The sequence below is a fragment of the Myxococcus sp. CA023 genome (assembly GCF_010998615.1).
Lineage (GTDB): Bacteria > Myxococcota > Myxococcia > Myxococcales > Myxococcaceae > Myxococcus.
The window spans coordinates 25,615-43,166 of sequence record NZ_JAAEAH010000019.1 but is presented as its reverse complement, the minus strand read 5'-3'; the positions used below and the strand labels follow the sequence as shown (position 1 = coordinate 43,166).

General features: G+C 68.9%; 14 protein-coding genes. 4 read left to right on the top strand and 10 right to left on the bottom strand.

Annotation, left to right across the window (positions count from 1 at the left end):
* Positions 1–40 precede the first annotated feature (40 nt).
* The 6 genes from F8M74_RS10695 to F8M74_RS10670 all read right to left on the bottom strand — a co-directional run bounded on the left by F8M74_RS10695 (position 41) and on the right by F8M74_RS10670 (position 7,638).
* Positions 41–2,290: a caspase family protein gene (locus F8M74_RS10695; RefSeq protein WP_141257581.1), complete on the bottom strand. Its 2,250-nt coding sequence runs from the start codon at positions 2,288–2,290 to the stop codon at positions 41–43.
* The gene (locus F8M74_RS10690) at positions 2,290–3,099 is read right to left on the bottom strand and encodes an ActD protein (protein WP_141257582.1); all 810 of its coding nucleotides are present in this window, start codon (positions 3,097–3,099) and stop codon (positions 2,290–2,292) included. The genes F8M74_RS10695 and F8M74_RS10690 overlap by 1 nt, the downstream gene beginning before the upstream one ends.
* A gap of 113 nt (positions 3,100–3,212) precedes the next feature.
* A complete protein-coding gene (locus F8M74_RS10685; RefSeq protein ID WP_141257583.1) occupies positions 3,213–4,526 on the bottom strand; it encodes a GNAT family N-acetyltransferase in 1,314 nt (437 codons plus the stop codon).
* A gap of 53 nt (positions 4,527–4,579) precedes the next feature.
* The gene (locus F8M74_RS10680) at positions 4,580–6,241 is read right to left on the bottom strand and encodes a sigma-54 dependent transcriptional regulator (protein WP_141257584.1); all 1,662 of its coding nucleotides are present in this window, start codon (positions 6,239–6,241) and stop codon (positions 4,580–4,582) included.
* Positions 6,242–6,285: 44 nt separating this feature from the next.
* On the bottom strand, positions 6,286–7,314 hold the full coding sequence (locus F8M74_RS10675; RefSeq protein ID WP_141257585.1) for a GGDEF domain-containing protein: 1,029 nt from the start codon (positions 7,312–7,314) through the stop codon (positions 6,286–6,288).
* A 45-nt stretch (positions 7,315–7,359) separates the two neighbouring features.
* Positions 7,360–7,638, bottom strand: a complete 279-nt coding sequence (locus F8M74_RS10670; protein ID WP_141257586.1) for a glutaredoxin family protein — start codon at positions 7,636–7,638, stop codon at positions 7,360–7,362.
* 21 nt (positions 7,639–7,659) lie between these two features.
* On the opposite strand from F8M74_RS10670, the gene F8M74_RS10665 reads away from it, so the two are divergent.
* Complete coding sequence (locus F8M74_RS10665) at positions 7,660–8,814, top strand: DUF4388 domain-containing protein (protein ID WP_141257587.1); 1,155 nt, start codon at positions 7,660–7,662, stop codon at positions 8,812–8,814.
* A gap of 8 nt (positions 8,815–8,822) precedes the next feature.
* On the opposite strand, the gene F8M74_RS10660 is transcribed toward F8M74_RS10665, so the two are convergent.
* Positions 8,823–10,280, bottom strand: a complete 1,458-nt coding sequence (locus tag F8M74_RS10660) for a penicillin-binding transpeptidase domain-containing protein (protein WP_141257588.1) — start codon at positions 10,278–10,280, stop codon at positions 8,823–8,825.
* 120 nt (positions 10,281–10,400) lie between these two features.
* Between F8M74_RS10660 and F8M74_RS10655 the strand changes: the two genes are divergently transcribed.
* Both F8M74_RS10655 and F8M74_RS10650 read left to right on the top strand, forming a co-directional pair.
* Complete coding sequence (locus F8M74_RS10655) at positions 10,401–11,318, top strand: ABC transporter permease (RefSeq protein WP_141257589.1); 918 nt, start codon at positions 10,401–10,403, stop codon at positions 11,316–11,318.
* A complete protein-coding gene (locus F8M74_RS10650) occupies positions 11,315–12,223 on the top strand; it encodes an ABC transporter ATP-binding protein (protein ID WP_141257590.1) in 909 nt (302 codons plus the stop codon). The genes F8M74_RS10655 and F8M74_RS10650 overlap by 4 nt, the downstream gene beginning before the upstream one ends.
* Positions 12,224–12,251: 28 nt before the next feature.
* Here F8M74_RS10650 and F8M74_RS10645 read toward each other — a convergent pair whose 3' ends face one another.
* Positions 12,252–12,482 (bottom strand): sulfurtransferase TusA family protein, encoded by a 231-nt coding sequence (locus F8M74_RS10645; RefSeq protein WP_140790985.1) that lies wholly within the window; start codon positions 12,480–12,482, stop codon positions 12,252–12,254.
* 196 nt (positions 12,483–12,678) lie between these two features.
* Between F8M74_RS10645 and F8M74_RS10640 the strand changes: the two genes are divergently transcribed.
* A complete protein-coding gene (locus tag F8M74_RS10640; protein ID WP_141257591.1) occupies positions 12,679–14,655 on the top strand; it encodes a thioredoxin domain-containing protein in 1,977 nt (658 codons plus the stop codon).
* 86 nt (positions 14,656–14,741) lie between these two features.
* Here the strand turns inward: F8M74_RS10640 and F8M74_RS10635 are convergent, their stop codons facing one another.
* Both F8M74_RS10635 and F8M74_RS10630 read right to left on the bottom strand, forming a co-directional pair.
* On the bottom strand, positions 14,742–15,128 hold the full coding sequence (locus tag F8M74_RS10635; RefSeq protein ID WP_140790981.1) for a RidA family protein: 387 nt from the start codon (positions 15,126–15,128) through the stop codon (positions 14,742–14,744).
* 79 nt (positions 15,129–15,207) lie between these two features.
* On the bottom strand, positions 15,208–17,430 hold the full coding sequence (locus F8M74_RS10630; protein WP_141257592.1) for a bifunctional (p)ppGpp synthetase/guanosine-3',5'-bis(diphosphate) 3'-pyrophosphohydrolase: 2,223 nt from the start codon (positions 17,428–17,430) through the stop codon (positions 15,208–15,210).
* Positions 17,431–17,552 lie beyond the last annotated feature (122 nt).

Below are 17,552 nucleotides of genomic sequence, written 5' to 3'. Positions count from 1 at the left end.
CGCGCTTTCGCCCCGCTGATGGGAGCCATTGGCCCCTACTTCAGATGCGCAGGCCCACCTGTACACCGGGCCACAGGAGCACGCCCCCTGCGTCCAGGTTCGACAGACGGCTCAGGTTCGACACGGGCTCACCGTTGGAGTCGTGCAACACGTTGAGCGTGGGCCCGCCGATGATGGCCAGGTTCCGCGCCACCTGGAACCCCGCCACCAGCCGGAGCTGGTGCAGGCGGCGGTTGCCCTCGAAGGACATGTTCCAGTCGTAGAGGGTGTTCGTCACCGCGTCCACGTCCAGGAAGAAGCGCTCGGAGACCAGGATGTGCGCGCCGAGCCCCAGGCCCAGCGACCAGTGGCTGGGGCCACGCGCGCCCTCCATGGTGCCCATGCCCAACACGAGCGTCGTGTAGAGGTAGCGGCTGCCCACCTTGATAGCGGTGTTGGCGTAGTTGAAGTCATTACCGAAGGCCTCGACGTGAAACTGGCCGTTGCGCGCGATGCTCACCAGGCCCACCGGAACACCGGAATCCAGCTCCCGCGACACGTTCACGAGCCCGAGTTGGAGCCCGCTCATCCGCCCCGCCACGTTGACGATTCCCACCTGCGCGCCCTTCACGTCACCGCCCACATTGACGAGGGACAGCTGCGCGCCCCGGGCCTCCGCCGCCCAGTTCAGGCCCACGGCCACCTGGAGGCCCGTCATCCGGTCCCGCGTATGGTTGAACGCCACCGCGCCCTGCACACCGTCGACGTTCCCCGCCGTCCAGTTGCCGCCCACGGCCAGCTGCGCTCCCACCAGCGACGTGCCGGACACGTTGGCGCCCACCGCGAGCTGCCCGAGCGAGCCGCTGGTCCGCGCCACGTTGAGCCCGATCGCGGCCTGGATGCCCTCCGCCTTTCCGTGCGTCCAGTTGCCGCCCACTGCCAGCTGCGTGCCCGACATGTCGCCCCGCACCACGTTGGCGCCCAGGGCCAGCTGCAGCCCGTCCACCTTGTCCGTGGCCACGTTCGCGCCCAGGGCCATCGCCACGCCGTCCAGCCGCGCCATGCGGGACACGCCCATGGACAGGGAGAGGTGGTTGTCCACGGGCACGCCGGAAGTCATGAGGTCATTCGTCTGGAGGCCAGGGAACAGGCCCACGTTGACGAAGCGCGACCGGCGCCCGCTGCTCGCCGCCGCGACCTCCGATACGCCAGCGCCCGCGGAGAGCGTCTCAGGCAGGGGCCCACCGCCGCGCATGGCCGTCAGCTCCCCCTGCACCGCACGGAAGGCGGAGGCCGCCAGCACCGTACGGCCGCCCTCCCCCAGCTCGAACTCCGCCTGCGAAGTCTGGTCCAGCACCTTGCGCATCACCGAGTAACGGCCCTTCTGCAACCCCAGCTCGGTGGTGCGGCCCGCGTACTTCTTCAGTTCCACCACCAGACGTCCCTGGGAATCGCGGACGTAGAGCCGCCCATCCACCAGGTCCCCCAGGACGAGCACCGCGGCGGTGGAGCGCAGGTCCGTCATCACCAGGTCGCCGGTGCCCGCCAGTTCGATGTCATACGCGGGGTGCTGCGCCCCGGCCCGCGTCTCTTCCGTGCGGGCCAGCGTCTCGTGGAAGGCGAACTGGTAGGCCTCGTGCAGCGTCACCCGGCCGTCCCCTGAGACGTCCGCCGCGCCGCGCAGGCCGGACACCAGGTTGTGGGTGAAGAACGAGCCGCCGATGCGGTCGGACTCCTGGGATACCTCATCCTCGGAAGACGACGTGAGGATGGCATGGCCTCGCACCGCGGAGGACGCATCCACCATGAAGGCCGGACGCCGCACTCCGCCCTTCTGGCGGGCCAGCGTGCCGGACGCACACGAGTCCAGGATGGCGATGCGCACGTCGGCGGGAAGCGACTCCAGCGCCTTGCGCAGCTCGCGGTAGCCGAAGCGGTCCTTCTGGAGGAGCAGCCCCTGCTCGTCGGAGTGGCCCGAATAGTAGATGAGCGCCTCGATGCGCGTGCCCGGCGTGGTCGCCGCCGCCAGCATCGCCTTGAAGCGGACCAGGGCGGACTCCAGCGCCGCGCGGTCGCCCTCCATCAGCAGCAGCTTGTCCTGCGGCTGCACCCCTCCGAGTTCCTCCAGCACGTCGCCGAACGAGCGCGCATCCGTGACGGCGTACCGGAGCCGGGCACGTCCCTCACCCCCGTCGTTGACGCCCACCAGCAGCGCGAAGCGGCGCACCGACGCCTGCGGCGCCGAGGACGAGGGAGCCGCGGCGGCCAGGGCGGGCACGAGCAGGAGCGAAAACAGGAGGGACCGCGTCATCACCGCACCTTTTCCAACGTGAAGGACGTCTGGCCCAGGGTATCCGGAAGTGTCAGCGGCAGGGTGCGCGCGTCGGTGGGCCGCCGGGCAAGCGCGCGCGCCGCCTCCAGGACCGACGCCACCTCCAGGGGTGCATCGGACGTGACGAAGAGGAAGCGCTCGAAGTCCGGCGCGTCATCGAGCTCGTAGGCATGGGCCAGCGGCACCGCCTCGCCCGGGCCCAGCGCCGTGTCTCCCGTCAGCGTCGAGGGATGGTGCAGCGTCACGGCGCCGCGCCCATCCACCGACACCACGACACCATGGCGGCTTCCACCCGACACGTAGCTGAGTTGCAGGACGTCACCGCGGCGCGCCCGGGCCTGTTCGCCGAGCAGCTCCGGCTCGCCCGCGCCCTGCCGGTGGACCCGCAGGCGCGGCCCACCCTTGATGCGCACGGTGTCCAGCATCACGATGAGCGGCACCGGTGACTTGGACTGCTCCGGCTGCTCCTCCGGCGCGGACATGAAGAGCAGCGCCAGCGAGGCGGCCACGGGGACGCTGAGTGACAGCCCATGCCACCCCTGCGAGTTGTCGCGCCGCGCTGTCTCCGTGCGGACCTGGGACTCGCGCTCGCGCCGGGCCACCTCGGCGGCGACTTCGGCGGGCGGATGACGCGCCAGCGTCTGGCGGGAGTCCGCTTCCAGCCGGGCCAGCCTCGCGGCGCCACCGGGCTCACGCTCGATCCGGGCTCGCGCGGCGGACAGCGCCTCTGGCGGCAGCTCGCGCAGGATGATTCGCTCCAGAAGCCAGTCAGGGGTGCCAGGTGCCATGCGCAGTGCGTCTCCAGCGCGGCGAAAAGCCCTCGGTTCCCGTGTCCTGCCGCCTCCGGCCTCGCGCGTCTCCTGGAACACCGGCCCCTCAAGAATCTGTCACCCGCCTCGGCTCACAGGGTGAGGACCATCAACTCCTCGTCGAGGAACGTCTCCCCCACCTTCAGCGCGTTGGGCTCCACGCCATAGGTCCGGAACCCCAGCGAGCGGTACAGAGCGTGCGCGGGCGCGTTCCCCACCGAGACTGCGAGCAGCAGGCACTTGAGGCCGCCCATCTTCCGCGCCTCGTCGATGAGCGCGGTCAGCAGCCGTCGGCCCACGCCCCGTGAGCGGACCTCCGGCGCCACGTACATGCCCCACACCACCGCCTTGTGCGCCAGCCGGGCCCGGGACTCGCGATTCAGCCCCAGCGCGCCCACGAGCTGCCCACCGTCAAAGGCGCCCAGGACACACTGGGACGCCCCCACCAGCCAGCCGCGAACGGCCTCCAGGGACTGCGCCGAGTCCTCCTCCACCGAGGCCGCGAAGGACTCCGGGTTGTCCCGCAGCCCCCGCAGCCGCAGCGCCTTGAACGCCTCCGCGTCCTCCGCCACCAGCCTGCGGATGACGAGCTGCGTCGGTCCGGCGCCGTGGCCCTCCGCCTTCAGGAGCGCCGTGTACCCCGAGATGAAGTCCGGGTAGCGCGGTGCCCAGCCCAGCGACTTCAGGCGCGCGTTGGAGATGTCGCGGTCGCCTCTCACTGTCTCGTTGAGCTGCTCCAGGGGAATGCGGGGTGGCATCGGCACGCCCAGGCGCTGGCTGAGCCAGGCCACTGGCTCCTCGGAGGGCGCGGAGCGGTCATCCGCGACGCAGTACAGGGCGCCGGGCTCGCCGCGCGTCAGCACCACGCGAATGGACTCCACCAGGTCATCGACGTAGACGCGGGAGATGCGTCCGCCGCCGCCTTCGGGCAGCCGGAGCGCGCCCGAAAGCAGGCGCGTGTGAATGCCGCGCCCGGGCCCGTAGATGCCGGCGATGCGCATCACCATGGCGCCCAGCGGGAGGTAGCGCGACTCCGCCTCGATGCGCTCTCGCGACGACGGCGTGGACAGCTCCACCGGGGTGTCCTCGTCCACGTGGCCCCGCGCGCGGCCATAGACGCCGGTGGAGGACAGGTAGACGAGCCGCGCTGGAACCTGGCCGGCCAGCGCCGAGGCGATGCGCGTGTCCAACCCCGCGTCGGGCGGCACCGATACGACGACGTGAGCCCCCGCCGTGCGCGTCAGCGCGTCTTCCAGGTCGGTGACGCGGGCCCCGGCGCGCTCCAGCTCGGCGCGGCGCGCGGCGTCACGCGTGGCCGCAAGCACGTCGCGCCCGGCGCGGGCCTCCGCCACGGCGAGCCGCGTGAGCGTGTACCCAGACCCCAGGAGGACGAGAGGAGGCGTCATGTCCCCGCGATAGCGAGACCGCGGGGACAGTGCAAGCGACGGTTACGGCTCGCCTACAGCTCCGCGCTCGCGCGCGGGTCGATGATGCCGCACTCCTTGATTTTATAGAGGAGCGCCTTGTAGCTGATGCGCAGCTTGGTGGCCGCGCGCCGCTTGTTCCATGCGGTGCGTTGGAGCATGGCGAGAATTGCCTCGCGCTCGGCCAGCATCGCCGCCCGTTTGCCGATGTCCTTCAGCGACAGTTCCCCGGTGGGCGCGGGCGGCGGCGGCGGCTGCGGCACGTCGAAGGGATTGACGTAGCGCGGCGCGGGCACCACCGCGTTCGCGGACTCCATCACCATGGGCGAGTGCGCGGGCGGAGACAGTGGCGCGACGGACGCCAGTCCGAAGGCGGCGCCGCGCGACGGCATCTCCAGCACCTGCACGGCGGGCGGCGGCGTGCGGAAGCCCTCGTCGTGCGCGCGGCCGAAGGGGCCACCGTCGTCACCCGCGTAGGACGTGGGCAGGGACGGCGCGCTCGCGGGAGCGCGGACCGCGGCCCGCAGCTCGTCGAGCACCAGCGTCGGGTCCTTCAGCACGCACAGCCGGCGGACCATGTTCTCCAGCTCGCGCACGTTGCCCGGCCAGTCGTAGTCCGCGAAGGCGTGCAGCACCTCCGTGGGCAGCTCGGACACGCCGCTGAGGTAGCCGCGGCCGTACTTCTTGAGGAAGTGGTCCGTCAGCGGAACCACGTCCTCGCGGCGCTCGCGCAGCGCCGGCAGGCGGATGGCCACCACGTTGAGGCGATAGAAGAGGTCCTCGCGGAAGTTGCCCAGCGCGATTTCCTTCTCCAGGTCGCGGTTGGTGGCCACGACGACGCGGCTGTCCACGCGCACGCTCTTCTTGCCACCGACGCGGAAGAACTCCTCGTCCTGGAGCACCTGGAGCAGCTTGGCCTGGAGCCGGATGGCCATTTCGCCAATCTCGTCCAGGAAGATGGTGCCCTGGTCGGCCAACTCGAACTTGCCGGGCTTCTCGGCGGTGGCGCCGGTGAAGGCGCCGCGCTCGTGGCCGAACAGCTCGCTCTCCAGCAGTTCGCCGGGCAGCGCCGCGCAGTTCACCTTGATGAACGGACGGTTGCGCCGCTGGCTGCGCGCGTGAATCTCCCGCGCGATGACCTCCTTGCCCGTGCCGGACTCCCCCAGCAGCAGCACGGGGACGTCCGTGTCGGCGATGCGCTCCACCAGCGCACGCGCGCGGCGCATGGCCGGCGAGGTGGAGATGAGGACGCGCTGCTCCTGCGCCGAATCCACCACCGGCATCACCGTGCGCGAGGGCAGGACGGGCGCCACGGCCTGACGCTCCGGCGCCCGCGTCCCCAGGGCCCGGGCCAGCGCGTCCTGGAGTTCGTCGTTGCCGAACGGCTTGGCCAGGTAGTCGCTGGCGCCCATCTTCATCGCCCGAACGGCGTCGTCCGCCCCCGCCAGCGCGCTGAGCACGATGACGGGCGCGCCGCCGCCCATGGACTGGTAACGGCGCAGCACTTCCAGGCCGCTCATCTCCGGCATCACCACGTCCAGCAACACCGCGTCGAAGGAGCCCCCTGAGAGCATCTCCAGCGCCTGGGTGCCACTCGCGGCACAACGCACCTGGTACCCCGCGCTTCCGAGCAGCTCGGACAGAAACGTGCGCACCGCCTCTTCGTCATCCACCACCAGCACCGCGATCCGGTCCATCCCCTCGCCTCCACTCGCCCGCTGCATCGAAGTCCTACCCACCCTCACACCGACAACCGGGAGGTGCTCCCGACCATCCGGCGAAACTCACGCGCGCGTCGCATGTCCTGCTGCGCCGCGCTCAACAGCTGCGTGGGCGTGCCCACCGAATCCGGGAAGCTCACCGTTCCCAGCTCCAGTGACGTGCGCACCACCTTCCCCTCCACCTGGAAACGGGCCGTGTCGAAGCGCGCAGCCACGCGGGATACCACCTCCTGAACCGACTCCGCGGGCGTTCCCGGGAGCATCAGCGCGAATTGACAGTCCCCCACCCGTGCCACCGCGTCCGCGTCGCGCACCGTCTGCCCCAACACCACCGCGCTGTACACCAGCAGACGCTCCGCCATGCCGCGTCCAAACTCCTTGCGAAAGGCCGACCAGCCACCCACTTCCGTCGCCACCACGGAGAATCCGCCGCCGTAGCGCTCCGCCCGCCGCGCCTCCAGGCTGATGAGCTCCAGCAGAAAGGGCCGGTTGTAGAGCCCCGTCACCGGATCATGAAGCGCCTGGGCCGTGCCGGCCTCCTCCCCCGCGGCGGCCCGCAGCACCGCGTCCTTCAGCTTCAGCTGGGCGTGAAGCTTCGTCGCCAGCTCCGAGCCACTGCCCGAACGAGGCACCAGGTCCACGCACTGCCCCCGCTCCAGGCAGTACCGCCGGGCCTCGGCGTCCCGCTCATCCACCAGGTAGAGCAGCGGCACCGCGCCATGGCTGAGCTGCCGCAACCGGCGCGCGACCTGGACGGCCGAGAAGTCAGGCGCCTGCGCGGCCAGCAACACTGCGGCCGGGCGGATGACCTCGAAGAGTGGCACCGCCGCGTCGAAGCGCGTCACGGGCACCACCCGGAAGCCGGCCTCCGCCAGGAGCAGCCGGGTCCGCTCCAGGTCTGCTGCTCGTGGCTCCACGACGAGCACGGTGGGCGGCTGTCCGGCCTTTCCCACTCGCTTCCTTCGCACACCCACCGTTCCACCTTCCCGCGTGAACTTTTCTCTGCCGCTTTTCGAGGCCCACCCCGGATTTACAGCCTCGAACCCCATCCTGACTTCGTCATCCCCTCGGATTTACTAGAGAAGGGAAGCTGGCTACCCATTCTGGGCAGCGGATTTAGCAATGGTTGTGCCACCTTTGACCTCATGCAGCCGCGCCTCGAACTCCGCGGCGTCCACGCGGTGCTTGAAGGCAGGCACCCCCTCGATGACGACCACGGGGATGTCGTAACGCCAGGCGGTGAAGGCCTCCGCATCCTCCAGGATGGAGATGATCCGTAGCTCGAAGGGGATGCGAGCGCGCACGGACTCCACGACGGCGGCCGCCTTGTCACAGAGAGAGCAATGGGGTTTCGAGTAGATATCGACGCGCATGCGGGGCAGGATGAACGGTTAATGCGTGGCTTGTCTGGCGACTTCTCGACGATGCCTCTCAAGGACCTCGTCGTCTATCTCGGGAACCGGCGAGCGACGGGGTCCCTGAAGGTGGAGCGTGGGGACGTGCGCAAGCAACTCGAACTGCGCGAAGGCCATGTGGTCAGCGCCAGTTCCAACCAGCCGCGCGAGTTCTTCGGTCAGTTCCTCATCAATATGGGGCACCTGACCGAGGACCAGTTGGAGAAGGCATTTTCGACCCAGGCGCAGACGCGCATCTTCCTGGGGAAGATCCTGGTGATGACGGGGCTGGTGCCGGAAGCCACCGTGCGCGGCACGCTCAGCCACAAGTTCCGGGAGATGATTCTCGACGCCTTCCACTGGGAGGACGGCGACTTCCTCTTCGAGGCGGCGGACACGGCGCCGGAGGTCGCGGGACTGGAAGTCAGCGTGGACCTGCTGGACGTCCACCGCGAGGGCGAGTTCCGGGAGACGGCCTGGCAGGCCATCCACGCCGTCTTCCCCTCCGGCGCGGTCCGCCTCTCGGTGGACGAGCGCAAGCTGCCCGAGCGAAAGCCCGGGAGCATGGACGAGCGCATCGTCCAGCTCATCAAGGAAGGCCTCACCATCGACGGCATCGCGCTGGCGCTGCACGCCACGGACTTCTTCCTCTACCAGCGGCTGTATGCGCTCTACCGCCTGGACGCGGTGAAGGTGTCCGACGAACCGCCCGAGTCCGAGATGTCCGTGGTGGAGGAGGAGAACGGAGAGCGGGGCATCATCGGCTCGGAGACGTCGTCGGACGAGGTGCTCCAGGCCGCGCAGCTCTTCCTCGACGCGGGCAACGCGCGGGACGGCGAGGCGCTGGCGCGGCGGGCGCATGAGATGTCGCCCTCCCCTCGCACGGCGGAGTTCGTCAAGGCGGCCCAGGAGAAGCTCCTGGTGCACCTGCGGCGGGAGCTGGCCGACCCGCCCAGGGTCCCCACGCTCCAGGTCGCGCCCGGGCACCTGAAGACGCTCCAGCTCTCCGCGCCGGAGCGCTACCTGCTGTCGCGCATCGATGGACGGCGCGACGTGGCCGCCATCGTCCACGTGTCGCCGCTGCAGGAGCTGGATGCGCTGAAGTTCTTCGCCGGCTTCGTGGACGCGGCGCTGGTGAAGCTGACGCCGCGCTGACGGAAGCGTCAGTGCTTGCCAGCGGCGGAGGCCGGGGCCGTCATCTCCACCGGCGCGGGCATCCGCTCCAGCCCCAGGCGGAGCGCCTCGCGGCCCAGCCAGGTGCCCCGGATGCGCCACTTCGGGTCATTGACGATGATGGCGGCCACGGCGACACGCGGTTTGTCCTTGGGCGCGAAGCCCACGAACCACGAGTAGTCGCGGAAGGGCTCGCGGTCCGCCAGTGAGCCCGTCTTGCCCACGGCGTCATCCACGCGGAAGCCACGCTCGCGGAACACGGCGCGCGCGGTGCCGCTGGTGACGGTCTCCTCCAGCAGCGCCGTGAGGTCCTTCGCGACCTCCGGCGTGAGGACGGGCTCGCCTTCCACCGGGAGCAGCGGCGCCGGGCCCTCGGGCTCGAAGAGGATGGGGTCCACCCAGCGGCCCTCGTTGGCGGCCACCGCGGCGACGAGCGCGCCGTGCAGCGGGGACAGGTACACGTCCCCGAAACCCGCGCCCGTGTTGGCCAGGCTGAACGTCTCCTCGGGGATGGCGGCGAGCGACACATCCGTCGGCACGGGGAACTCAATCTCACGGTTGAAACGGAAGCGGGCCGCCATGCGGCGCAGCGAGTCCACCGTGAGGTGCTTGTTCGTCAGCTTGGCGAAGATGACGTTGGCGCTCTTGCCCATGGCCAGCGCCAGCGAATAGCAGGAGCTGTCCCGCTCGCTGTCCTGCAGGTGCTTCTCGGAGATGCGCCGCTTGCCGCCGTGGAAGCACTCTTCGGTATCCGGCGTGACGCCGGCCTCCAGCAGCGCGCCGCCGGTGATGACTTTGAAGATGCTGGCCGCGGGGAACACCGCGCGAACCGGCAGCCCTCGCAGCTCCGGCCTCGCCGCCGAGTGCTCCGCCAACGCCAGCACCCGTCCGGTGGACGGCTCCAGCACCACGGCCGCGCCGTAGGGCGTCTCGTAGTTGCGGAGGATCTGCGTCAGCGACGCTTGCAGCACCGGGTCGATGGTGAGCTGCTTCTTCTTGCCGCCCTTCTCCTTCACCACCAGCTTCCCGCCCTCCAGCGTCGCACGGCCCATGAGGTCCGCGGACCTGGGAAGCGGCTTCACCGTGGCGATGGGCGGCGCCTTCTCGCGCGAGGGCACGGGCACGGGGGGCACCATCCCCGGCTCCGCGGCAAGCGCCGCCAGTCCGCCGTCCGGCGACTCGCCCCCGAGCACCGCGGCGGCGGAGACGGCGGCGGATCCTGAAATCCCCGCATCGGTCTGGGCGCCCTGGGACGCCGTGGCCGTCCCGGACGTACCCGCGTCCGTCTGGGCGGCCTGCGACGCCGTGCCAGGGGCGGCGACCCCCACCCCCACCCCACCGTCTTCAGAGACACCGGCGGACGCGGGCTGCTCCGGCTCGGTCGCTCCAATGACGAGGACCAGGGGGAGCAGCGCGGCGGCGGACAGGAGACGGCGGTGGAAGCGCATTGCTACGGGGGGCTCCGGGGGGTGAGCGACGGCTGGATCCTACCGACTGGGGGCGCGCTGTCCACGGATGCCTCCCTGGTCGCTTCCGTCCCTCGGTGAAATCAGAAACTTGGCGGAGGGGTGTGCAACTCCGCTAGGTTCGCCCACACTTTGGACGGATTGAAAGAAACGGTGGTCATCTGGAGCGCCGAGCTCCGCCGGGCCGTGCGCAGTGGCCGGACGGTGGTGCTGCTCGGCCTCTACAGCATGTTCTCCGCGTTGGTGCTGCTGGTGGTCGGCTGGCTCGCGGGCGAAGTCCGCAGCGCCGTCGCCAAGCAGTTGGAAGGCGCGGGCGCGGATGCGAGCGCCTCCGTGCAGCTCAACGAGGAGATGCGCAAGGGCGTGCTGGGATTCCTCACCAGCAACGACTCCGCGATGATCGAGGCCCTGGCGCAGGTGCCGCTGGAGGTGTTGATCGTCTTCAAGATCACCCTCTTCTTCCTGCCCGCGTACATCGCGCTGATGGGCTTCGATCAGATCAGCGGTGAAGTGGGCCCACGCTCCATGCGCTACCTCACGGTGCGCGCGCGGCGCTCGTCGGTGCTGCTGGGCAAGTTCCTGACGCAGGCGACGCTGCTGCTCGGCCTGGTGCTCATCATCGACCTGGCCATCTTCATCTACGCCCGCGTGGCCAACCCGGACTTCGGCTTCGCCGCCATGGCGCTCAACCTGCTGAAGTTCTGGCTGGCGGCCATCGTCTTCTCGCTGGCCTACGTGGCCCTCACGACGCTGTGCTCCAGCCTGTTCCGCTCACCAGCGGTGAGCCTGGTCTTCAACTTCATCCTGCTGTTCGTCTTCTGGCTGATGGACACCATCGGCCGGGCCTCGGGTGACACGGGCAACCTGCGCTTCCTGCGCTACCTGTCCCCGTCGTACTACGCCAGCGATCTGCTGCATCCGGGCCTGGCGCAGTTCGGCGCGAGCGGAGCCGCCTACGCGGTCTTCGCGTTCGTCTTCCTGATGGCGGCCTACGGCATCCTGCGCGCGAGGGACCTGTGAGCGACGTGGCCATTGAACTGTTCGGCGTCTCCAAGCGCTTCGGCCCCAAGGTCGCCGTCAACGGCGTCAGCTTCTCCGTGCCCAAGGGCGCGGTGTACGGGCTCATCGGCCCCAACGGCGCCGGCAAGACGACCACCTTCTCCATGATGTGCGGCTACCTCTACCCGTCCGAGGGCTCGCTCAAGGTCATGGATGTGGACCCCACCACCCCGGGCGCCCTCAAGGGCCGCCTGGGCGCGCTGCCGCAGGACGCGGTGCTGCCGCCCGGCTGGGAAGTGGGCGCGCTGCTGACGTACTGGGCGCGGCTGTCCGCCCTGGCCGAGCCGGAGCGTGAGGCGCGCGAGGCCCTGGACAAGGTGGGCCTCATGGAGGCCTGGAACGTCCAGACGCAGGCACTCAGCCACGGCATGGCCAAGCGCGCCGCCATGGCCCAGGCCCTCATGGGCAGCCCGCCGTTGGTGCTGCTGGACGAGCCCACCGCCGGGTTGGATCCGCGCATCGCCGCCCAGGTGCGCCAGGTCATCCGCGACATGAAGGGCCGGCAGACGGTGGTGGTCTCCAGCCACAACCTCCAGGAGCTGGAGGAGCTCTGTGACGCGGCCGCCATCCTCGACAAGGGCACGCTCGCCCAGGCGGGGAGCATGAATGAGCTCACCGGCCAGGGCGCCGAGTTCCGCGTCCAGATTGCTCGCGGCAGCGTCATCATCCCGGAGCTCACGGCGATGCCCCACATCACGGACGCGCGCATGGAGAGCGACACCGTGCTGCGCGTGCGCTTCAGCGGCGGCGTGGCGCCCGAAGAGGTCATCAGCCAGGTGGTGCGTCACCTGCTGCAGCACGACGTGCTCATCCTGGGCGTCAGCCGCGGCCAGCGCCTGGAAGACCGCGTCCTGCAGATGCTCTGAAGCAAAGCGTGGGCTGGCGGCAGGCGGCTCACCCCGCCTTGCGCACCCAGCCCACGTAGAGGGTCTCCCGGCGCTCCATGCGGACCAGTGGATTCCCCGTAGCCTCGCACCACGCGGGAAGGTCCGCCTCCAACCCGCGATCCGTGGAGACGAGCTCCACGAGCGTCCCTGGCGCCAGGGCTCTCATGGCCTTGGCGAGTTCCAGGATGGGCATGGGACACAAGGCCCCCCGAGTGTCGATGCGCACGGCGGCGTCCATGATCGGGACTCTGACGGAATTTTTCCGAAGTCTCCCAAGTTTTGGGGCCCCTGAGGGGGCGCGGCTCCCTGGAAGGCCAGAGCGGCTTGCTTGCGCGTCTGGAATTCCCTCTGTTAAGACCGCCGCCCTCTGCCCTCGTTGAAAACCCGCTCGGGCCCACAATGCCGGCCCCATGGCGAAGGAGCAAGACCCACTCATGAAGCCCAATGTCATCGTGGCCCTGCTGGTCGGCCTGGTGCTCGGGTTCGTTGGCGGCCGCGTCACCACCGGCCCGTCCACGAAGTCCGAAGTCGCCAAGGCCGCACCGAACTCTCCCGCCGCCGCCCCAGCGCCGGGTGGACGCCGTCCGGTGGATCCCACCGTGTTCAAGGTGCCCATCGAGAACTCACCCACCCACGGCAGCGCTGACGCGCTCATCACCGTGGTCGAGTTCTCCGACTACGAGTGCCCCTTCTGCAGCCGGGCGAACGTCACCATCGAGAAGCTCCAGGAGCAGTACGGCAAGAAGCTCCGCGTGGTGATGAAGCAGAATCCCCTCTCCTTCCACCCGCGCGCCAAGCCCGCGGCCATCGCCGCGATGGCGGCCGGCGAGCAGGGCAAGTACTGGGAGTACCACGCCAAGCTCTTCGCCAATCAGAAGAAGCTGGATGACGTGTCCCTGGAGCAGTACGCCAAGGACCTGGGCCTGAACATGGACAAGTGGAAGGCCGAGCTGGCCAACCCCAAGTTCCAGGACATCATCACCCGCGACCAGGCCCTGGCCAGTCAGTTGGGCGCCAGCGGCACCCCGGCCTTCTTCATCAACGGCCGCTTCCTGTCGGGCGCGCAGCCCATCGCCAACTTCCAGGGCCTCATCGACGAGGAGCTGGTCAAGGCGGAGAACCTGGTGAAGGGCGGCGTGCCCGCCTCGCAGGTGTACGCGAAGATCATCGAGAAGGGCTCCGAGCGCGCCGCGCCCAAGGCGCAGCAGCAGCAGCAGCCCGCCGCCACGGTCCGCAAGGTGGAGATCCCCTCGGACTCGCCCTCCTTCGGCCCGGCCAACGCCAAGGTGACCATCGTCGAGTGGTCTGACTTCGAGTGCCCCTTCTGCAGCCGCGTGGGCCCCACCCTGGCGAAGATCAAGGACGGCTACGCCAAGGACGTGCGCGTGGTGTTCCGTCACCAGCCGCTGCCCTTCCACCCGAACGCGAAGCTGGCCGCCGAGGCCTCGCACGCCGCGCACGAGCAGGGCAAGTTCTGGGAGTACCACGACAAGCTCTTCGCCAATCAGAAGGCCATGGATCGCGCCTCGCTGGAGAAGTACGCGCAGGAGCTGGGCCTGAACGTCGCCAAGTTCAAGGCCGCCCTGGATTCGGGCAAGTTCAAGGCGAAGGTCGAGGCCGACATGGCCGCCGGCAACGCCGTGGGCGCCAACGGCACCCCGACGTTCTTCATCAACGGCCGTGAGTTCGTCGGCGCGCAGCCCTTCGAGGCCTTCAAGCGCGTCATCGACGAGGAGATTGCCAAGGCGGACAAGCTGCTCGCCGCTGGCACCAAGCCCGAGGAGCTCTACGCCAAGCTGAACGCGGAGAACGTCGCCAACGCCCCGACGGCGCCCGCCGCGGCCCCTGGCGCTCCGGCCGAGCCCCCGGTCCAGAAGGTGGACGTGGGCAACGCCCCGGTGAAGGGCAACAAGAACGCGCCCGTCACTATCGTCGCCTTCTCCGACTTCGAGTGCCCCTTCTGCAGCCGCGTGGTGCCCACGCTGAAGCAGCTGGAGGACCAGTACGGAGGGAAGATCAAGGTCGCCTTCAAGAACCAGCCGCTGCCCTTCCACGCCAACGCCAAGACGGCCGCCGCCGCCGCGCTGGCCGCGCACGAGCAGGGCAAGTTCTGGGAGTACCACGACAAGCTCTTCGCCAATCAGCGCGCGCTGGACCGCGCCTCGCTGGAGAAGTACGCGCAGGAGCTGGGCCTGAACGTCGCCAAGTTCAAGGCCGCCCTGGATTCGGGCAAGTTCAACGCGCAGATTGAAGCCGACATGGCGCAGGCGTCCAGCGTGGGCGCCTCCGGCACCCCGACGTTCTTCATCAATGGCCGCACGCTCGTGGGCGCCCAGCCCGTGGACGCGTTCAAGCGCGTCATCGACGAGGAGCTGAAGAAGACCGGCGGCGCGGTGGCCGACTCGAAGTAGTTCCCGCCGGGGCCCAGGTGCCCTGACGCGACAAAGGCCGTCGGACTCCTCTGAGTCCGGCGGCCTTCGTCTTTCCAGCCCTTGCTTCAGGAGACGGCGATGGCGTCAATCTCCACCTTGGAGCCACGCGGCAGCGCGGACACCTGCACGGTGGCGCGGGCCGGCGGCGCGCCGGTGAAGTAGCGGCCATAGACTTCGTTCACCCGGGCGAAGTCGCCCAGGTCGATGAGGAAGATGGTGCAGCGCACGACGTGGGAGAAGTCCAGCCCGCTGGCGGCGAGCACGGCCTTCAGATTCTCCATCACCCGCTCCGCCTGCGCGACGACGTCGCCCTGCACCATCTCCATGGTGGCGGGGTCGAGGGGAATCTGGCCGGAGAGGAAGGTCATCTTCCCGGCGTCCACCTGCACCGCCTGGGAATACGGGCCAATGGCCTTGGGGGCCTGGTCGGAGTGGATTGCCTTGCGAGCCATGCGGCGCACCTCGGGGTGAGAGCGGCCCGAATCGGGCCGCCGGGGTTTCCGGGCGCTCTACCACGAAAGGCGAAGGCGGTTAGATGCGCTCGACCGAGTAGACGCCCTGGAGCCGCTCGATGGTTCGCATCAGGTCGGTGAGCTGCTTGAGGTCGGAGATGATGACCTCGAAAGTGTTCACCGCCCGGTCATCTCCGGTGGCCCGGCAGTTGGCCTGGGAGATGTTGACGCCCTTCTTGGAGAAGGTGTTGGTGATGTCCGCCAGCAGGCCCGGCCGGTCCGCGGTGAGGACGCGCAGGGTGACGGGGCGCTTGAAGTCGCCCCGGACGTCCCACGACACGTCCACGCGCCGCTCGGGGTCCGTGGCCAGTGCCTTTTCACAGCCGACCGTGTGAACCGTGACGCCCCGCCCCCGGGTGATGAAGCCGGCGATGGGATCTCCGGGGACGGGGTTGCAACACCGCCCGAAGCGCACGAGGACATCATCCACGCCGCCAATCTGCACGCCGCTGCGGTTGCTGCGGCCCACCAGCCGCTTCGCCAGGTCGGTGACCCGGGACAGGCCCGGCAGCACCGAGTTGCCGGTTCCACCGGAGGTGGTCGCGGCGGCGGTGTTGACGTCCGCGCGCCCCCCGGCCTCCGCGGCGTTGAGCTTCTCCTGGGGGACGAGCCGGTGCGACAGCTGCTGCGGCGTCACCTTGCCGTAGCCAATGGCCACCAGCATGTCGTCTTCCACGCGGAAGCCCAGGTCCACGGCGGCCTTCTTCATCTCGCCGGACTTGAGCAACCGGTTGAAGTTGAGCTGGAAGCGCTTGAGCTCGCGGTCCGCCAGCTCGCGTCCCAGCTGCAGGCTCTTCTCGCGCTGCTGCTGCTTGATGAAGCCGCGGATGCGCTGCTGCGCCCGGCTCGTCTTGACGAAGGTGAGCCAGTCCTTGGACGGGTGCTGCTGGGGGCTGGTGAGCACCTCCACCGTGTCCCCGTTCTTCATCTTGTAGCGGAGCGGGACGATCTTCCCGTTCACCTTGGCGCCCACGCACCGGTTGCCCACGTCCGAATGGATGGCGTAGGCGAAGTCCACCGGCGTGGCGCCTCGAGGCAGAGAGCGCACGTCGCCCTTGGGCGTGAAGACGAAGACCTCGTCGGTGAAGAGGTCCACCTTCACCGTCTCCAGGAACTCCTTCGGGTCCTTCAGGTCCTGCTGCCACTCCATCAACTGCCGCAGCCAGGCGAACTTCTCGTCATCCTTGGAGATGACGGCCTTGCCCTCCTTGTACTTCCAGTGCGCGGCGATGCCTTCCTCGGCGATCTTGTGCATCTCCGAGGTGCGGATCTGCACCTCCACGCGCTCGCTGAGCGGACCGATGATGGTCGTGTGCAGCGACTGGTACATGTTGGGCTTCGGAATCGCGATGAAGTCCTTGAAGCGCCCCGGCACCGGCTTCCACATCTCATGCACGAGCCCCAGCGCCTCGTAACAGGAGGGCGCGGTGGGCGCGATGATGCGAAAGGCGATGATGTCGTGGATCTGATCGAAGTCGATGCCCTGTGACTTGATCTTCTTGTAGATGCTGTAGACGTGCTTGAAGCGGCCGCTCACCTCGCCCTTCAGCCCGCGCTCGGCCAGCTTGGAGCGGATGACGTCGCACGTGTCCTCGATGTACTTCTCCCGCTCCTTCTTGCGCTTGTTCAGCTTCGCCTGGAGCGCGAAGAACTCCTGCGGTTTGACGTAGCGGAAGCTCAGGTCCTCCAGCTCCGTCTTGATCCACGAGATGCCCAGCCGGTTGGCCAGCGGCGCGTAGATGTCCAGCGTCTCCTGCGCGATGCGGGCCTGCTTCTCCTCCGACATGTGATCCAACGTCCGCATGTTGTGCGTGCGGTCCGCCAGCTTCACCAGGATGACGCGGATGTCCTGCGCCATCGCGATGATCATCTTCCGGAAGTTCTCCGCCTGCTTCTCCTCCTGCGACAGGCTGGCGGATGCGGAGAACTTGGACAGCTTGGTGACGCCGTCTACCAGGTGGGCCACTTCCGAACCGAAGAGCTCCGTCAGCTCCTCCGCGGTGGCCAGCGTGTCCTCAATGGTGTCGTGAAGGAGTCCGGTGACGATGGACGCCTCGTCCAGCTTGAGCTCGCCCAGGATGCCGGCGACCTCGAGCGGGTGGACGAGGTAGGGCTCGCCTGACTTCCGGAGTTGACCCTGATGGACCTTGGCCGAATAGACGTAGGCCTTCTTGATGATGTCCAGGTCGGGGTCGGGGTGGTACTGGGAAACCCGTTGGAGGATGTCGTTCAGGCGAATCATCGAATGAGGAGCAATCGTAACTTTGCACCAACGGAGGGGCAACGTTGCCCCACACCAAGACGTCACCTCCCTCTGGGACACCCCAATTGGTGCGTTCGCTTTCGTTGACCCGGTGTTTTACG